This window comes from Pseudomonas salmasensis, assembly GCF_014268375.2.
Lineage (GTDB): Bacteria > Pseudomonadota > Gammaproteobacteria > Pseudomonadales > Pseudomonadaceae > Aquipseudomonas > Aquipseudomonas salmasensis.
On sequence record NZ_CP077083.1, the window covers coordinates 223,232 to 241,035 of the forward strand.

11 protein-coding genes are annotated in these 17,804 nt (G+C 61.0%); 9 read left to right on the forward strand and 2 right to left on the reverse strand.

The window, feature by feature from the left end; translation table 11 throughout:
- The first annotated feature begins 18 nt into the window (after positions 1 to 18).
- From HU731_RS00895 to HU731_RS00910, 4 genes are read left to right on the forward strand one after another with little or no spacing between them, the layout of a single operon-like run.
- On the forward strand, positions 19 to 1,362 hold the full coding sequence (locus tag HU731_RS00895; protein ID WP_186606636.1) for a 3-oxoacyl-ACP reductase: 1,344 nt from the start codon (positions 19 to 21) through the stop codon (positions 1,360 to 1,362).
- Positions 1,363 to 1,365: 3 nt separating this feature from the next.
- Positions 1,366 to 2,256: a MaoC/PaaZ C-terminal domain-containing protein gene (locus tag HU731_RS00900; RefSeq protein ID WP_186606637.1), complete on the forward strand. Its 891-nt coding sequence runs from the start codon at positions 1,366 to 1,368 to the stop codon at positions 2,254 to 2,256.
- Entirely contained in the window at positions 2,253 to 3,551 is a 1,299-nt protein-coding gene (locus HU731_RS00905) for an acetyl-CoA C-acetyltransferase (RefSeq protein ID WP_186606638.1), read from the forward strand. The genes HU731_RS00900 and HU731_RS00905 overlap by 4 nt, the downstream gene beginning before the upstream one ends.
- Positions 3,552 to 3,583: 32 nt before the next feature.
- Positions 3,584 to 5,287: an AMP-binding protein gene (locus HU731_RS00910; protein WP_186606639.1), complete on the forward strand. Its 1,704-nt coding sequence runs from the start codon at positions 3,584 to 3,586 to the stop codon at positions 5,285 to 5,287.
- 114 nt (positions 5,288 to 5,401) lie between these two features.
- On the opposite strand, the gene HU731_RS00915 is transcribed toward HU731_RS00910, so the two are convergent.
- Positions 5,402 to 6,517: a Gfo/Idh/MocA family protein gene (locus HU731_RS00915; RefSeq protein WP_186606640.1), complete on the reverse strand. Its 1,116-nt coding sequence runs from the start codon at positions 6,515 to 6,517 to the stop codon at positions 5,402 to 5,404.
- Between the two features lie 343 nt (positions 6,518 to 6,860).
- On the opposite strand from HU731_RS00915, the gene HU731_RS00920 reads away from it, so the two are divergent.
- Together HU731_RS00920 and HU731_RS00925 are read left to right on the forward strand one after the other, a co-directional pair.
- Positions 6,861 to 7,898 carry a WD40/YVTN/BNR-like repeat-containing protein gene (locus HU731_RS00920; protein WP_186606712.1) on the forward strand — a complete coding sequence of 346 codons (1,038 nt, stop codon included), beginning with the start codon at positions 6,861 to 6,863 and terminating at the stop codon, positions 7,896 to 7,898.
- 18 nt (positions 7,899 to 7,916) lie between these two features.
- The gene (locus HU731_RS00925; RefSeq protein WP_186606641.1) at positions 7,917 to 10,292 is read left to right on the forward strand and encodes an efflux RND transporter permease subunit; all 2,376 of its coding nucleotides are present in this window, start codon (positions 7,917 to 7,919) and stop codon (positions 10,290 to 10,292) included.
- Between the two features lie 198 nt (positions 10,293 to 10,490).
- Here the strand turns inward: HU731_RS00925 and HU731_RS00930 are convergent, their stop codons facing one another.
- Positions 10,491 to 15,494, reverse strand: coding sequence for a dermonecrotic toxin domain-containing protein (locus HU731_RS00930; protein ID WP_186606642.1), 5,004 nt, complete (start codon positions 15,492 to 15,494; stop codon positions 10,491 to 10,493).
- A 289-nt stretch (positions 15,495 to 15,783) separates the two neighbouring features.
- Between HU731_RS00930 and HU731_RS00935 the strand changes: the two genes are divergently transcribed.
- The 3 genes from HU731_RS00935 (at position 15,784) to HU731_RS00945 (ending at position 17,578) form a co-directional block, all read left to right on the forward strand.
- Positions 15,784 to 16,080: a DUF5629 family protein gene (locus HU731_RS00935; RefSeq protein WP_186606643.1), complete on the forward strand. Its 297-nt coding sequence runs from the start codon at positions 15,784 to 15,786 to the stop codon at positions 16,078 to 16,080.
- Complete coding sequence (locus tag HU731_RS00940) at positions 16,067 to 17,242, forward strand: lactonase family protein (protein ID WP_186606644.1); 1,176 nt, start codon at positions 16,067 to 16,069, stop codon at positions 17,240 to 17,242. Before HU731_RS00935 ends, HU731_RS00940 begins: the two co-directional genes overlap by 14 nt.
- 156 nt (positions 17,243 to 17,398) lie before the next feature.
- A complete protein-coding gene (locus tag HU731_RS00945; protein WP_056784568.1) occupies positions 17,399 to 17,578 on the forward strand; it encodes a hypothetical protein in 180 nt (59 codons plus the stop codon).
- The last annotated feature ends 226 nt before the right edge of the window (positions 17,579 to 17,804 follow it).

Here is a 17,804-nt window from a genome sequence, read left to right on the forward strand (position 1 = left end):
TTGTGAGTGGAACCCACTATGAGTGACAGCTACCTTTCGTTCGTCAATTCCCCCTGGGGGCGGCGCCTGGCCCAGGCGGTCGGCTTGCCGCAACCCTTGCCCCTGCAACGGCATCGCAGCGGCCAGGTTGGCCTGGCTAACCCGGCGATCATCGCCGGGGCGGGGCGCCTGGTGGCCTCGGTGCAGCGTATCTTCAGCGCCACCGACACCGTCGCCGCGACCCTGGCGACGCTCAAGGCGCCGTCCACGGTCAAGGTGCAAGGCGCGGTGTTCGACGCCAGCGGCGTGACCGACCTGCAACAGCTGGACGAGCTTTATCTGTTCTTTCACAGCAATGCCAAACGGCTGGGCCAGCATGGCCGGGTGATAGTACTCGGCACCGCGCCCGAACATTGCCCCGACTTGCCCCAGGCCATCGCCCAACGCGCCCTTGAGGGCTTGGTGCGTTCGCTGGCCAAGGAACTGCGCCGCGCGATCACCGTGCAATTGCTGTACGTGGCGCCGGGCGCCGAAGACGCGCTGGACAGCAGCCTGGGGTTTTTCCTGTCGCGCCGCTCCGCCTATGTCTCGGGGCAGGTGGTGCGCCTGGAAAAACCGGTCGATGGCCACGCCACCATCAACTGGGACAAACCCTTTGCCGGCAAACGCGCCCTGGTCACCGGCGCCTCCCGTGGCATCGGCCTGGCAATTGCCCAGGTGCTGGCGCGCGACGGTGCCCATGTGGTGTGTGTGGACGTGCCCCACGCCCAGCAAGCCTTGCAGCAGGCGGCGACCAGCGTGGGCGGCTCGGCGTTGCCCCTGGACATCACCGCCGCCGATACCGCCGCGCTGTTGCACACCCACGTCAGCCAATATGGTGCCTTTGATGTGGTGGTGCACAACGCCGGGATCACCCGCGACAAGACCATCGCCAAAATGACCGAGGCCGCTTGGCGCAGTGTCTTGGCGGTCAATCTCGAGGCGCCGTTGCAGCTCAGTGAGGCCCTGCTCGACAGCCAGGGCTTGAACCCCGGCGGGCGCATTGTGTGCGTGTCGTCGATTTCCGGCATCGCCGGCAACCTGGGGCAGAGCAACTACGCCACGTCCAAGGCCGGGGTGATCGGCCTGGTACAGGGCCTGGCGCCGCGTGCGGCCGCCAGGCAGGTCACGGTGAACGCGGTGGCGCCCGGCTTTATCGAAACCCAGATGACCGCGAAAATCCCGCTGATGATCCGCGAAGCGGGGCGGCGCATGAATTCGTTGTCCCAGGGCGGGCAACCCATCGACGTGGCCGAGACCATCGCCTGGTTGGCCCATCCGGCGTCGGGTGGGGTCAATGGCCAGGTGGTGCGGGTGTGCGGCCAAAGCCTGTTGGGAGCCTGACCGATGGACTACGTGACGCAGATCATCGACCCACCGCCGTCGCGCACGCAGTTGTTGCTCGACGGCCTGCGTGCCTTGCGCAAACCCAAGCTCGACGGTGCGCCGCCATTGCCTACAGCACGCCTGGTGCGCAGCGCGGTGGAGCTTTCGCCGGCCGGTATCGCCGCTTACGCACGGGTGTGCGGCTTTCGTCGCGAGCAGGGCGTGCCATTGTCCTATCCCCATGTGCTGGCGTTCCCGCTGCACCTGATGTTGCTGACCCGGCCGAGCTTCCCGTACCCGGCCAGTGGCATGGTGCACCTGGCCAATCGCATTCGTCAGCACCAGCGCCTGCACGAGGGCCAGGCGTTGCGCCTGGAGGTGTATTGCGAGCGCTGGGTGGCCCATCCGAAAGGGCAGGCCTTGAGCATCGCCACTCGGGCCTACAGCCAGGAAACCCTGGTGTGGGAAAGCGACGGCCTGTACTTGCGCCGTGACGTCAGCAATCCGGTGGGTGAACCCTGGAATGACCCTTTGCCGCTGCAGGAAGACGGCCTGTTACGCACCCAGCGCTGGGTGCTGCCCGCCGACCTGGGGCGACGTTTTGCCAAGGTCTCGGGGGACTTCAACCCCATTCACACCTCAATCATCGGTGCCAAACTCTTCGGCTTTCGTCGCGCCATCGCCCATGGCATGTGGACCCTGGGCCGCGCATTGGCAGCGCTACAGCCGCCCGGTGGCCTGGACCAGGCCGAGGCCCATTGCGACTTCAAATTGCCGATCTTCCTGCCCGGCCAGGTTGCCTTGTGGCGCCACCCAGTGACCGGCCCACGGCGCGAGTTCGAAGTGCGCAATTTCGCCGGGGACAAGCCCCATATGCGCGGGCTATTGATTTGCAAAGAGAGCCAGCAATGAGTGACTACAGTTTTACCCCAGCCCCGACCCGCCGCGTGGCGATTATCGGCGGCAACCGTATTCCCTTTGCGCGCTCCAACACGGTGTATGCCCACGACAGTAACCAGGACCTGCTGGTCGCCGCCCTGCAAGGGTTGGTCGATCGCTACAACCTGCATGGCCAGCGTTTGGGCGAGTTTGCCGCCGGGGCGGTGATCAAGCATTCGCGGGATTTCAACCTGGCCCGCGAGGCGCTGTTGTCCACCACGTTGTCTGCGCAAACCCCTGCCTATGATGTGCAACAAGCCTGTGGCACAGGGCTTGAAGCCGCGCTGCTGGTGGCCAATAAAATTGCCCTCGGCCAGATCGAAGTGGGCATTGCCGGTGGCGCCGACACCACCTCCGACGCGCCCATTGGCATCAACGAATCTTTGCGTCACACCTTGCTCGCAGCCAATCGCGCCAAACGCCTGGGCGACAAGCTCAAGGCCTTGATGAAAGTACGCCCCTCGATGCTGTTCAAGCCGTTGCTGCCGCGCAATGGCGAGCCGCGCACGGGCCTGTCCATGGGCGAGCACTGCGAAGAAATGGCCAAGCGCTGGCAGATCAAGCGCCTGGCCCAGGACGAGCTGACCCTCACCAGCCACCAGCGCCTGGATGCGGCTTATAAACGCGGCTTCTTCGACGACCTGATCAGCCCCCATCGCGGCTTGGCCCGTGATAACAACCTGCGTGCCGATATCAGCCTGGAAAAGCTCGCAGGCTTGTCGCCGGCCTTCGACCGCCAGAACGGCACGCTCACCGCCGGCAACTCCACGCCCCTGACCGATGGCGCCTCGGTGGTGCTGCTGGCCAGTGAAGAATGGGCCGCCGCCAATGGCTGGCCGGTGTTGGCCTACTTGCGCACCGGCGAAACGGCCGCGGTGAATTTTGTCGACGGCACCGAGGGCCTATTGATGGCGCCGGCTTACGCCGTGCCACGCATGCTTGCGCGTGAGCGCTTGGGTTTTGCGGACTTCGATTTCTTCGAGATCCACGAAGCGTTCGCCGCCCAGGTGCTGTGCACGCTCAAAGCCTGGGAAGACGAGCAATATTGCCGCGAGCGACTCGGCCTTGATGCCCCTCTGGGCGCCATCGACCGCGCCAAGATGAACGTCAACGGCGGCTCACTGGGCTGCGGCCATCCCTTTGCGGCCACGGGTGGCCGGCAATTGGCGGCGCTGGCCAAGGCCATCCATGAACGCGGTGGCGGTCGCGGCCTGATCTCGATCTGCGCAGCGGGTGGGTTGGGCATTACCGCCATCGTCGAAAAGTAGCGCTATCAAAAAACAACAATAAGGACACTGCGATGAACGCGATCAGCCTGGAACACACCGAACGCATCTGGTTGAACACTTACCTGCCCGGCGTGCCGGCGGACATTGACGCCGGGATCGAGGATTACCCGTCACTGCGCGAAGTGTTCCTGGAGCACCTGGAAAAATTCCGTGAGCGGGTCGCCTACGTCAGCATCGGCACGCAAATGACCTATGCCGATTGGCGCACCCAGGGCATTGCCTTTGCCGCCTGGTTGCAGGGCCAGGGTGTGAAGAAGGGCGATCGCGTGGCCCTGATGATGCCCAACTGCTTGCAGTACCCGATCTGCCTGCTGGGCACGATCCTGGCCGGGGCGGTGGTGGTCAACGTCAACCCCTTGTACACCGCCCACGAACTCAAGCACCTGCTCAAGGACAGTGGCGCCGAAACCGTGGTGATCTTCGAAAATTTCGCGCATACCCTGGAAAAAGCCATGGTCGGCAGCAGCGTCAAGCGTGTGGTGGTCGCGGCCATTGGCGACTTGCTGGGCACCTTCAAGGGCGCGGCAATGAACTTCATCCTGCGCAGCGTGCAGAAGCAAGTGCCGGCCTTCACGCTGCCCGGCTCGCTGCGTTTCAACCAGGTGCTCAAACAGGGCAGGGCCATGCACCATTTGCCGGTCAGCCTGGGCCGCGAAGAACTGGCTTTTTTGCAATACACCGGCGGCACCACCGGCGATGCCAAGGGCGTGATGCTCAGCCATCGCAATATCATTGCCAACCTGCTGCAAGCCAAGGCCTGGGTCGGTGACCAGTTAAACCTGCACAAGCAGGAAACCAACGTGACCTTGCTGCCGCTGTACCACATCTTTTCCCTGACGGTGAACTGCCTGATGTTCATGTGCCTGGGCGGGCGCAATATCCTCATCGCCAACCCTCGGGACGTGAAGCGCGTGCAGATGATCCTGCGCAAGGAACGTTTCAATGGCATTGCCGGGGTGAACACGCTGTTCAATGGGTTGCTGGAGAACAAGGAGTTCTGTGCGCGGGACTTTTCCGACCTGCGCCTGGTGATTGCTGGCGGCATGGCCACCCACACCGCCGTGGCCAAGCGCTGGAAGGAAGTGACCGGGTTGCCGATCATCGAAGGCTACGGGCTGACCGAGTGCTCGCCCGTGGTGAGCATCAGCCCCATCGATATTTCGCGCATGCGCGAGATGGAATTCACCGGCAGCATTGGCGTGCCGTTGCCCTCGACCTGGGTGCGCTTTGTACGCGAAGACGGCGAACTGGCGGACATCGGCGAGCAGGGTGAGTTACAAGTCCGCGGCCCGCAGGTGATGCAGGGCTACTGGCAACGGCCGAAGGAAACCGCCGAGGTGCTGGATGCCGAGGGCTGGCTGTCTACCGGGGATATCGGCGTGATGGACGCACGCGGATATATCCGCCTGGTGGACCGCAAGAAAGACATGATCCTGGTCTCGGGTTTCAACGTGTACCCCAATGAGATCGAGGACGTGGTGGCCATGCACCCTGGGGTTGCTGAAGTGGCGGCCATTGGTGTGGAAGATGCGGTGACGGGGGAGAAGGTCAAGATCATCGTCGTGCGCAAGGACCCGAACCTGACGCAGGAGCAGATTCTTGCGCACTGCCGGGAGTACCTGACGGGTTACAAGCTGCCTAAATATGTGGAGTTTCGCACCACGGAATTGCCCAAGACCACGGTGGGCAAAGTGCTGCGCCGAGCCTTGCGCTGATCTGATGGCTCTGATGAGCAAATGTGGGAGCGGGCTTGCTCGCGAATGCGGCGGTTCAGGCACTGAAGGTGCCGACTGACACAGCGTATTCGCGAGCAAGCCCGCTCCCACATTTTAAACCGTGCCCACGTTCACCCAGCGTTCCTCACGGGCGGCCACTCGAATCGCCGTCGCCAACCGCTCCACCTCCCACGCCGCCTCAAAGTCCGTGCCCTGCGCCCCTTGGCCGGCCAGCGCCATGATCAACTCGTGCACCTCCAACGTCTTCAATTCGTTGTAACCCAGCTGATGCCCCGCCGCCGGGCTGAACGCCGCATAGCCGGGCAGGGCGGGGCCAGCCAGCAGGCGCTGGAAGCCGTCCTGGCCGATGCGGTACAGGCGCAGTTCATTCAAGCGTTCCTGGTCAAACGCCAGCGTGCCTTGGGTACCGCTGATCTCGAAACTCAGGTGGTTCTTGTAGCCGTGCTTTAGCCAACTGCTGCTCACTGTGCCACGGGCGCCGTTGGCGAAACGCAACAGCGCATGCACCTGGTCATCCACGGCAATGGCTTTTGAACTCGGGCTGCCGGCGGTGGCGGGGCGCTGGTTGTGCACGGTCTGGGTATCGGCGCATACATGGGTCACATCGCCCACCAGATAGCGGGCCATCGACAGCAAATGGCTGCCCAGGTCGGCCAGGGCTCCGCCAGCGTGCTCCACTTCGCAGCGCCACGACCAAGGGGACGCCGGGTCGGCCATGAAGTCTTCGCTGAATTCACCTTGGAAACTGATGATCTGGCCCAATTCACCCTGGGCAATCATCTGCCGCGCCAGCACGATCATCGGGTTGTGTTGGTAGTTGTAGCCGACCCGTGTCACCACCCCAGCGGTATGGGCGGCGCGGCGCATGGCATCGGCTTGTTCGAGGCTGACGGCCAAGGGTTTTTCGCAGTACACGGCTTTGCCTGCCGCAATCGCGGCCATGGCCATGGGGTAGTGCAGGTGGTTGGGGGTGGTAATGGCCACGACGTCGACTGTGGGATCGTTGATCAGCGCTTGCCAGTCGCCATGAGCCTGGGCAAACCCCCAGGCGTTGGCGCAACGCTGGGCGCGCTCGGTGTCGGCATCGGCCAGGGCGGCCAGCTTGAGGTGCACCGGCAGTTCAAATACCGCCCGGGCGTTATTGAACGCCAGCGCGTGGGCGCGGCCCATGAAGCCTGTGCCGATCAAGCCGATTCCGAGTTCACGCATCGTCGTGGTCCTTTGGATTATTGTTTTCAGGAAGGCTATTAATGGAATAAAAATTCACTAAGTTCAATAGGTGGAATAAAAATTCATTTTGCTCTGATCGCCGCTCACGCGATGTGCACGATCACGTCGGGCCATCATTTCGGCTGATACAGCTATATTCAGCACATGGCCAAACGCCGGCAGTTAACAAAAGATAACGTAGCGCCGATTGTCAGACGATTCCAAAGCCCGATAGGATGGCTCCTGCTTCCTCCAGGCGCTCTAGAGTGCAGGTTTCAAGGTCCTGGCAGAGAAGACGACCTAACAATAATAAATGGGAGAAAGGTCTATGAGTGAGCCTGTCATGGGTTGGGTTGTTTGCCGCCCACGCGCCGCACGCAGGGTTGCGTTGCTGGCCACAGCGCTCTCGCTGCTTGCTGGCAGCGTATTGTCGCTGCCGGTTCTGGCCGCCAGCGATACCTCCGCCGCCGCAGTCTTTGCAATTGAATCCCCCAAGGCCGCCAAAGGCTTGATGATCGACGTGGTTCACGCGGGCAAGCGCCTGGTGGCGGTCGGTGATCGGGGGCATATCCTGTATTCCGATGATCAGGGCAACACCTGGGCCCAAGCCAAAGTACCCACCCGGCAACTGCTCACGGCGGTGTTTTTCGTTAATGATCAGCACGGTTGGGCCGTCGGCCACGATGCGCAGATTCTTGCCAGTACCGATGGCGGCGCCACGTGGACCCAGCAATATCAAGACCTCAAACGCGAAGCGCCGTTGCTCGATGTGTGGTTCAACGACGCCAACCACGGCCTGGCCGTGGGCGCCTACGGTGCGTTGATCGAGACCACCGACGCCGGCAAAACCTGGAACGATGTCAGCGAGCGCCTCGACAACGAAGACCAGTACCACCTCAACGCCATCGCCCAGGTCAAGGACGCCGGCCTGTTTATCGTCGGTGAGCAAGGCAGCATGTTTCGCTCCAGTGACGACGGCCAGACCTGGGAAAAACTCGAAGGCCCCTACGAGGGTTCGCTGTTTGGCGTGATCAGCACTGCGCAGCCGCAAACCCTGCTGGCGTATGGGTTGCGCGGCAACCTCTACCGCTCCAGCGATTTCGGCAGCACCTGGGAGCAGGTCCAATTGAACGCGGCGCGCGGTGCGCTGGAGTTTGGCCTGTCGGGTGCGACCTTGCTGGAGGACGGCTCCATCGTTGTGGTCGGCAACGGCGGCAGCGTGGTGGTCAGCCATGACGACGGCCAGACCTTCAGTGTGTTCAATCGCCCGGACCGTATTTCACTCTCGGCGGTCACGGCGGCAGGCAATGGCAATTTGATCCTCGCGGGGCAGGGTGGCGTGCGAATTGCCACTTCGGCCGGCGCAGAGCTCTCAAAATAATAAGAAGGCGGGGATTCAATGAGCAGTCATCACAACGATAAAGCGACCTTTCTTGAGCGTCTGATCTTCAATAATCGCCCGGCGGTGATCGTCATCTGCCTGCTGGTGAGCCTCTTCCTGTTCTGGCAGGCGACCTTGATTCGCCCGTCCACCAGCTTTGAAAAGATGATCCCCCTCAAGCACCCCTTCATCGAAAAGATGATGGAGCACCGCAACGACCTGGCCAACCTGGGCAACACCGTGCGGATTTCGGTGGAAGCCAAGGACGGGGACATCTTCACCCAGGAATACATGGAGACCCTGCGCCAGATCCACGACGAGGTGTTCTACATCTCCGGTGTGGACCGCTCGGGCCTCAAGTCGCTGTGGAGCCCCAGCGTGCGCTGGACCGAAGTGACCGAAGAAGGTTTTGCCGGCGGGGAGGTCATCCCGCAGAGCTACAACGGCTCGCCGCAAAGCCTCGACCAGTTGCGCAATAACGTGCTCAAGTCCGGCCAGGTCGGGCGGCTGGTGGCCAATGACTTCAAGTCGAGCATCGTTGATATCCCGCTGTTGGAGTCCTACCCGGACCCGCAGGACCAGGGCAAGCTGCTGGCCCTGGACTACCGCAAGTTCTCCCATGAACTCGAAGACAAGATCCGCGACAAGTTCGAAACCCAGAACCCCAACGTCAAGATTCATATTGTCGGCTTTGCCAAAAAGGTTGGCGACCTGATCGATGGTCTGGTGATGGTGGTGCTGTTCTTCGGCGTTGCGTTCGTCATCACCCTGATTCTGCTGCTGTGGTTCACCAACTGCCTGCGCAGCACCATTGCGGTGTTGAGCACGACATTGGTGGCGGTGGTCTGGCAACTCGGGTTGATGCACTTCTTCGGTTTCGGACTGGACCCGTACTCGATGCTGGTGCCGTTCCTGATCTTCGCCATCGGCATTTCCCATGGCGTGCAGAAGATCAACGGCATTGCCCTGCAATCCAGCGAGGCAGACAACGCGCTGACCGCCGCGCGGCGCACCTTCCGGCAACTGTTCCTGCCGGGGATGATCGCGATTCTGGCGGATGCGGTAGGTTTCATTACGCTGCTGATCATTGATATTGGTGTTATCCGCGAACTGGCCATCGGCGCGTCTATCGGCGTGGCGGTGATCGTGTTCACGAACCTGATCCTGCTGCCGGTCGCGATTTCCTACGTGGGCATCAGCAAGCGCGCCATCGCCAAGAGCAAGAAAGACGCGAACCGCGAACATAGCTTCTGGCGCCTGCTGTCCAAATTCGCCAGCCCGAAAGTCGCCCCGGTTTCGGTGTTCCTGGCCTTGATCGCCTTTGGTGGCGGCCTCTGGTACAGCCAGAACCTGAAGATCGGCGACCTGGACCAAGGCGCACCGGAACTGCGCCCGGATTCGCGCTACAACAAGGACAACAACTTCATCATCAGCAATTACTCCACCAGTTCCGACGTGCTGGTGGTGATGGTCAAGACCAAGGCCGAAGGCTGCTCGCGCTATGAAGCCATGGCGCCCATCGACCAGTTGATGTGGAAGATGCAGAACACCGAGGGCGTGCAGTCGGCGATCTCGTTGGTGACCGTGTCCAAGCAAATGATCAAGGGCATGAACGAGGGCAACCTGAAATGGGAAACCCTGTCGCGCAACCCGGATGTGCTGAACAACTCCATCGCCCGTGCCGATGGCCTGTACAACAACAATTGCTCCCTGGCGCCGGTGCTGGTGTTCCTCAACGACCACAAGGCCGAAACCCTCGACCGCGCCGTGCATGCGGTGCAGGACTTCGCCAAGGAAAACAACAAGGACGGCCTGGAATTCATCCTCGCCGCCGGTAATGCCGGGATCGAAGCGGCCACCAACGAGGTGATCAAGGAGTCGGAGCTGATCATCCTGATTCTGGTGTACTTGTGTGTGGCGACCATGTGCATGATCACCTTCCGTTCCTGGGCGGCGACCCTGTGCATCGTGCTGCCGCTGGTGCTGACCTCGGTACTGGGTAACGCGCTGATGGCGTTCATGGGCATTGGCGTCAAGGTCGCAACCTTGCCGGTGGTGGCTCTGGGCGTGGGGATTGGCGTGGACTACGGCATCTACATCTACAGCCGCCTGGAAAGCTTCCTGCGCGCTGGCTTGCCGTTGCAAGAGGCGTATTACCAGACATTGAAATCCACCGGTAAAGCCGTGCTGTTCACCGGCCTGTGCCTGGCCATCGGCGTGTGCACCTGGATCTTCTCGGCCATCAAGTTCCAGGCCGACATGGGCCTGATGCTGACCTTCATGCTGCTGTGGAACATGTTCGGCGCGCTGTGGCTGTTGCCAGCGCTGGCGCGGTTCCTGATCAAGCCCGAGAAACTGGCGGGGCAGAAGGGCAATTCATTGTTCGCGCATTAAAACGGGGTAAAAAAGCCGCACAGTGCGTATATAGCCCTCTGTAGGAGCGAGCTTGCTCGCGAAAAACGTCAACGATGACGCGTGTGTCTTGATTGGACGCGGCGCCTGTGAGTTTTTCGCGAGCAAGCTCGCTCCTACAAAAAGCCTTAACTGAACGGCATTAGCCCACTGTGCGGCTTTTTGTTGGACCTCAGGGTTTCACAATTTCAAGAACAGTTTTTCAGCCAGTGGCCTGGTGATGTCGGCCTTGATAATTTTCTCCACGACTCCGTTATTTCCGGCTTCGGCAATCAGGTCCTTTTGGGTCTTGGTGCGTTGGGCCGGCGTCTTCAGATGCGCCGCCGTGTAGTCGTCGCGCGCCCAGCCCTTTTGCCGATAGTGGAAGTGGGCATACCACAGCGCATCGATCTTGTTTTTCTTGCGGACCACGTATTCGGTGAAGACATCGCCACTTTTAGTCGGGATGTCGCGCCGTACCAGGTTGATATCGACAAAACCGTGGCGCCACAGGTAATCGACGTTTTCCGCCGTGGGCGTCTGTACCAGATAGCCATCGGCGGTATGCTGACGGGCCTTTTGCAGCATTCCCTCGGCCGCTGCTCGCCAGCGCGCCACCCATTCGGCGGTTTCCGGTTTGTCACCGTGAGCGGCTTGCGCCTGTTGCGCCTTCTCGAAAAGCAGGTTGGCCTGGGCTTCGAGCATGTCGTTCCAGTCGCGGGGGCTGACGGTGTCTCGTCGCACCGGATCATCGAGTTTCTTTTTCTGAAAGAGGATAGTTTTTTCTATCTTCGGCACGCCGTCGATGAGGTTTTGCGCCTCACTTTTATACGTGGACCAGGACTTGGGCGGTGAGGCTGGGCGTGGTGCCGTGGGCTGCCCCTGGACGATCTTAACCCAGCCCCGTTCCCCCGGGTGTTCGCTGTAGCTGGCAATGGGTTGCCCGCTCCCTGGGTCGACCACGTCAATGATGTCGACGGTTCGGCCCGGCTCCGAAGGGCGCAACGTGCCGATAAATGTTTCCTGGTGTTCAGTCCTGAATACGCGTTGATTCTGCGGTTTCGCCCTTTGGCTGTTGCGCGCGGGCGCGGCAGGAAGCAGAAACTGCTGTTCCTTGACCACCTGGACCAGTTCGGTCTCGGCCTCGCTGATGAACTCATTGAGCAACTCGGTAAAGCGCTGGTGATACTCGAGCCGAAACAGCTCGGGGTACTGCTCCTGCATCAATTGACTGTCACTGAGTACCTGCTTGAATTTGTCGATAATAGTAGTCAGCGTGGCATGGCGTTCTTCCAGTGTGTAGCCTTTGTATTGGCGCAGGTCCTCGAAGGCGAGTATCTCGGTCTTCAGTCCCTCGGTCAGCAAGCGTTTCATTTGGAAATACGCGAGGTCCTCGGGACTGCGCGCTGCCCAGGTAGTGGTCAGTTGTTTGAGAAACGACAACCTGTTGAGTTGTGTTGTCAGCCTGCGAGACTCCAGGGACTGCGTATACCGTTGCTTGAGGTAGTCGTCGGCGGCCTTGTTGCCAAAGGGCGAGTCGTTCTTCCAGCGCTCGAATACGGAGTTGATGGTCTGTCGCAGTGGCAACAATATCTCGGTACCTCGGTAGCCCATTTCGCATACTTTCACGAACTCGTCATAGGCCTGCTCGGAGCCGTTATTGGATTGGTCGGTCAGTTCGGCCATTGACGCGCCATCCACGCCATGTTTGACCATGTCTCTGGCCAAGCGCACATACACATTCTCTATTTCGATCAGCGCGTACAGCGAGTGCTGGTATTCCAGCGAGCGGTTCTTTTTGAACTCGGATAAATCGTCAATGCCGCCGATCTTTTTCGGCGCCAAGGTGTCGATGTTGTGCTCGCTGGCCGCTATCAATGACTGCGTCAGGGGTTTGAGCTGTTCAAGTGCTAGATCCAGCTCGGCCCGCAGTGCGTCGCAGATCTTGTGTTGATTCGAGTAGGCCGGGGCGAACCGGCTTGCCGATGTGTTGTCGCTTACCAGGCTGTGCAGCGTCTTGAGTTTTTTTCGGGCTTGTTCGTAGTCGTCAAGGGTGGTGTGGACTTTTTCCATGCGGGCGGCATGTTCTTTTGAAGTCTTGCTGCGTGCCTGCCAGCCGCGTTGAAAATCCGCTTCGGTACGGGCCCTGGCTTGCAGGTTTTGTTTGATCGTACGCTGCACGTCTTTGGTTTTCGGCATTCCGCCCTTGAGCTTCGGCGTCAGGTCAAAATACCAGTTGCCCTGGGCATCGCGTGCTATCGAAGGCGCTATACGTGCCTTATTGTGTTCGTCGATTACGTAAGGGCCATCCAGGTCGGTCGCGACGCGAAACCAGTGGTTGTCGATGTTGGCGTACCAGCGGTTATCCACCTGATACAGGCCCTTCCTGATGCCTTCGGCTATCGGATTTGCGGAAGCTGCCGGTGCAGGCACTTTGAATGAGTCGATGTGTGCACGCAGCTCGGGGGTGAGTCCGCGGGGGCTCGACAGCCTGATATCGATGGCCGTGCCTGCGCCCAACCCGGTGGTGACCGGCGCGCTCGGGTCCTGTTGAATGATGGGCGCAGGGCGCACGGGGTCATTGCTCTGGCGGGGGCGAGGCGCAGGGTGGCTGGCCTCTGGCTCTGGCTTGAACGGCTCAAAGGTACGCGCAGGCGTAGGTTCGGCAACAGGGACATGGGTCAGGGTCATGCCCAGGTTCACCAGCAGGTCGACCATTGCCCCGGCCGGGTCGGGATCGTTCGCGGTGGACAGGCGCTTGATATCGTTTTCGGCATTGGCCAGTTGCAGCAACCAGCCGGCCATGGCGCCTGGCCCGCGCATCAGCGGCAGCAGGGTATTGAACAACAGCCAGCCGAGCTCCTTGTAGGACGCCCAACGGCTTTGCGCATCGGAAGTAGATTGGCCTTCTGCGAGGGTAACCAGGCTGTTGGCGTTGGAGTGGAACCAGTGTTTAGCCAAGTCGCCGTTGAGCAGGTCTTTACGTAGCGTGCTGGCAGCGGCATAGCCGTCGACAGCCAGGGTGGTCGGCTTGGGCGTGGCAGGCGGGTCGAACTCATTGAATACGGTAAAGCGGGCAATATTGGGCGTGTGAAAACCGCCATTGCCATACACGGCCCGTACTTTGTCGTCTGGCAACCAGGCCAGCACGCTCTCTTGCAGCGCACCGGGCTTGCGGATGGCCTCCAGCAGCGCGTCGCGGCTGGCGAACTCCAGCAGTGCCGGCTTCAGTTGGGGACGATACAAAACGTGTGGGCCGCTACCGCTGGCCAATGGTTCGATGGTGAACATATTGGCGACCACATCCGGCGTCGCTCCCGGTTTGCGCACAAACGCCAGGGGCCGCACGGTAATTTCCTGGCCGTTTACCTCCTTGCCGCCCGCGCCGGGCTGGGTGACTGCTTCGATAAACGCGTGGCCCTGGGCGGTGATGCCGGCCTCACCCTTGAGTTTGAGTTCCAGGGCCTGCATCGCGAGCTGCAGGGGCACCTGCTCGATGAAACGTGCCAGCCGATCACGGGCCGCTGGGCTGTCGTCCAGCAGTTCACGCTTGAGCAGCTCGGGATAGTGGCCGCCTATGTCCACGGTGTTGATCAAGTCCTTAAGCATTTTTGGCAGGCTGGCATCGCTGGCCCGTTGCCCATGCACGTGGACTTCCATCTCACCCTTGGGCAAGCCCGAAAGGTTTTCCAGGGCCATGTCCACCAGGCTCATCTTCACCCGTTCCAGGTAGTTGCTGCCCATGTCGCCCACCGGCACCTTGAACACCACCTCCACATCCTTGGCGGTGTAACCCTTGCCGGCTAAATGCTGGTCGAGCTGTTGCTCGGCGTAGGTGCGTATATCGGGGATGCCGTCGAGGAAGGTGCGACCATTGTTGCGGCGCACACTGCTGGCCAGGGCCAGTGCGTGCTGTCGATAGGTATCGCGTTCTGCGGCGCTTGCCGGGCCGAACCAGGTGGGCAACTGCTCATGCAAGCGTTCAAGCTCGCGCGCGTTGGGTGCATAGGCCCCGGCGAACCAGGGGCTCGGGTCGCTGGCCTGGGCGAAAGCCTGCTCCAGCGCCTCAAGCGAGCCGGTGCTGGGCACCTTGATGGACGCAACGTTCTCCACCATGGCATTGAGGATAACCGCCGCCTGGGTATCGAAAATATTCCCGGCAGGCTCCTGGCGCTTCCAGCTCAGGGACTCAAAGACGAAGGCATCGCCCATCTTCTTGCCCCAGGCTTGGCCGAACGCGTGCAAGGAGTCATAGGGCGTCACCACGCCGGCGGCGGTGGCGTGCAGCACCTGCGTGCGGCCATCGACCTGGCGCGTGATCAGCAAGTCTGGAGTGAGTTGCGAGGCATTGCCACCGGCATGACTCACGGCAGAGTCGAGGATAAACACCTGCGCCGCGGCGTCGCCTTTGGCCGCTAGACGCTGCGCACGATCCGGGTAGGTCAGGACCTGGTCGAGGGTCTCGCGCTGTTGAGCGCTGAGCCCCGGCTGTTTCAGGGCGGCGATGGTCAGGGTGTCGCGTAGCGTGTCGCTGAGCCAGCGCCAGGGGTTGTCGCCTTGAGAGTGGGCATCGGCGCTGCCCATGAAGTGCTTGAGCAGGGCCTGTTCGAAGGTTTTTTTGAGCGGGGCGCGCAGGCTGCGAATGGCCAGTTCGATGGCTTGCATATCAATGCCAGGCATCAAGGCGTCGGGCGCCGGCGACGGTTTCAGGGTATGCCCAGTGGCTGGGTCGATCAGCGTGCAGGGCAGCGCATGTTTGTCGGTAAAGTCGAGGTCACCGTCGGTGGTCAGGTGCTTTAGAGCGATATCCAGCAAGGGCGTCAGGCGGTACTGGGGTGGGTTGCTTGAAATGGGTTCGGCGACCGCGGTTTCGGCGGCATTGAATACCGAGCTGGGATACAGGCTTTTGATCGCCTCGTCGAGCATGCCCGACACCACTGACCGCAGCGTAGGGCGGTTATCGAACTGGTGGGCGACCGCCGTTGCGGTGAGCGGCGGCGAGCTGCTGGTGGCCGGGGGAGAAGCGCTGGTCCCTGTGGTGCGCAACGCAGCGGATGCACGCCGGGGCCGGTTCAACGGCTGGACGTGTCCGGTATTGGATAAGGGCTCATGCTGGGTATCGACTGCCTGGTGGGCAGCCTGGGTTGGCAGTGAAAGGGGCAGCTTAGGGTCAAAAAAACGTTGAGGGTAGTTTCCCTGGATCATCGTGCAGCTTCCTTGTCGTTGCAGTCGTGCTCGTCATAGAGGTGACCCTGTTCGCGTCATGCGGGCAGGTAAAACGGAAACTACCGAGCCGGGTTTTTCAGTGAAATCGGCAAAAGGTAATCAGCCATTTCCATTGGCTCGTGCTGGCCGTCAACGCCTGATTCGGCGCGGGGTGGAGCAGGGCGCGGGATATATGGCTGCATGTAAACGTGGTGCAGGCCACGCGAGGATTTACGCCGCTGCAACCATTTGACCTATCATGGGGTCTTTCCTCTGAACGATTGATGTTATGACTGCCGAATCCACCCCCTTGCGCCCTCAGCTTGAAACCAGCGACATGCTTGAAATCGACGGCCTGCATGCCTTTGATTTCGAGTTAACTGAACAAAAGCTAGTGATTAGCGCCATGGATGGCCGGGCCGAAAAACGCTGGAGCTTCACCACGGCGCAGGTGGACACCGCTACATTTGACGAGACATTGCAAAGCTGGACCCTTACCGGTGAGTCGGGCGAGCACCGCTTGATCTGCATGAGCGCCTTCACCGGCAACAATAACGATGAGGACGACGCGGATGATGATGCGTAAATTCTGGCCCCTGCTGATGGCAGGCAGTGTCGGTGCGATGTCGGTGCAGGCCGCACCCAGCGATGTGCATGAACTGCTGGTGGGCAGCTACACCGCCGGTAGCAGCGAGGGTATTTACCGCCTGCAGTTCGACAGCCGCACCGGGCAGTTCAGCGGCAAGCCGGTGCTGGCGGCGAAAACCGCCAACCCTTCCTGGCTGACGATTTCCAAAGACCAGAAGCAGCTGTTCGTGGTCAATGAAAACGGCCCGGGCCAGGAAGACCCGGTGGGGCGTGTCAGCAGCTACAGCATCGACCCGCAGAACCACCAGCTGACTCTGATCAACCAGGTGCAGAGCCTGGGCAATGAGCCCACCCATTCCAGTGTGGCCGCCGATGGGCGTTACCTCTTCGTCGCCAACTACTCGGTGGTGGAAGACCCGGGTGGCAGCCTGGCGATCCTGCCGGTGGACGCCAGTGGCAAGTTGTCGGCGCCGGTGCAATTGAGCGGGCACCCAGCCAGCCGTGTGAACCCGGAGCGCCAGGCGTCCAACCATGTGCATTCGGTGGTGTCGTCGCCGGACGGCAAGTATGTATTCGTGCAGGACCTGGGCGCAGACAAGGTGTTTGCCTACCGCTACGACCCCAAGGCCAATCACGAGCTGCCACTCACTGCAGCCAACCCGGCGTCGGTGCAGTTGCCACCGGGCAGCGGCCCGCGTCACTTGCTGTTCAGCGCGGACGGCAAACACGCCTGGCTGACCACTGAGATGAGCGCCCAGGTGGCCGTGTTCGATTACAACGACGGCAAGCTTAAGCAAACCCAGTTGGTGGACTATGCCGCAGGCCAACCGGTGTCCGACAGGGCCGGTGCGGCGTTGCATGCGTCAAACGACGGCAAATTCCTGTACGTGAGCAACCGTGGCACGGCCAATCAGATGCTGGTGTTCAGCATTGACCCGGCCACCGCGCACCTCAAGGAAGTCCAGCGCCGCTCTGTCGAAGGCGACCATCCGCGCGAGTTCAGCCTCGACCCGAGCGGTAAGTTCCTGCTGATCGCCAACCAGAAAAGCAATGAAATCGTGGTGGTTGAACGCGACCCCAAGACTGGCCTGCTGGGTAAAACCGTGCAGAAATTGCCGATCGATGCCCCCAGCGACCTCAAGTTCCTGGTGCGTCAATAAGCCACAGGCCCCGCAATGCGGGGCCTGAGCCTTTGTATTAATCGCAGTGATAACGGCTACTGTTTCAAAGCATTTCTAAGGTTCAACCCTCGGGCGTAAGTTGGGTTCCAAGGCCTTCCCAGGCCACCCAACCAAACGCACACAAGGGTTACCGCCATGAATTTCAATCTCTTCTCGATCATCGCTGCTTCTGCTGTTTCCGCTACCGTGGCACTGCCTGCCGCTGCCAGCGTGGAAGTCACCGGCAAAAAATCCAATGTCACGGCCTATACCCAGAAATACCTGCAGCAGAGCGCCAATTTCTACGCCGCGCTGGATCACAAGAGCCAGCACTGAGCCGCCATTGAGCCAAGGTCAACTGTGGGAGCTGGCTTGCCTGCGATGATGGCCTGCCAGCCGACACCTATCTACCTGAAACCCCACGATCCAACTGTGGGAGCTGGCTTGCCTGCGATGATGGCCTGCCAGCCGACACCTATCTACCTGAAACCCCACGATCCAACTGTGGGAGCTGGCTTGCCTGCGATGACGCCCTCACAGCCGCCCCATATCTACCTGGCGC

Coding starts and splice junctions, on each gene's coding strand:
- HU731_RS00895 (WP_186606636.1), top strand. CDS start 19: ATGAGTGACAGCTACCTTTCGTTCGTCAATTCCCCCTGGGGGCGGCGC.
- HU731_RS00945 (WP_056784568.1), top strand. CDS start 17,399: ATGAATTTCAATCTCTTCTCGATCATCGCTGCTTCTGCTGTTTCCGCT.
- HU731_RS00940 (WP_186606644.1), top strand. CDS start 16,067: ATGATGATGCGTAAATTCTGGCCCCTGCTGATGGCAGGCAGTGTCGGT.
- HU731_RS00900 (WP_186606637.1), top strand. CDS start 1,366: ATGGACTACGTGACGCAGATCATCGACCCACCGCCGTCGCGCACGCAG.
- HU731_RS00935 (WP_186606643.1), top strand. CDS start 15,784: ATGACTGCCGAATCCACCCCCTTGCGCCCTCAGCTTGAAACCAGCGAC.
- HU731_RS00910 (WP_186606639.1), top strand. CDS start 3,584: ATGAACGCGATCAGCCTGGAACACACCGAACGCATCTGGTTGAACACT.
- HU731_RS00925 (WP_186606641.1), top strand. CDS start 7,917: ATGAGCAGTCATCACAACGATAAAGCGACCTTTCTTGAGCGTCTGATC.
- HU731_RS00905 (WP_186606638.1), top strand. CDS start 2,253: ATGAGTGACTACAGTTTTACCCCAGCCCCGACCCGCCGCGTGGCGATT.
- HU731_RS00915 (WP_186606640.1), bottom strand. CDS start 6,517: ATGCGTGAACTCGGAATCGGCTTGATCGGCACAGGCTTCATGGGCCGC.
- HU731_RS00930 (WP_186606642.1), bottom strand. CDS start 15,494: ATGATCCAGGGAAACTACCCTCAACGTTTTTTTGACCCTAAGCTGCCC.
- HU731_RS00920 (WP_186606712.1), top strand. CDS start 6,861: ATGGGTTGGGTTGTTTGCCGCCCACGCGCCGCACGCAGGGTTGCGTTG.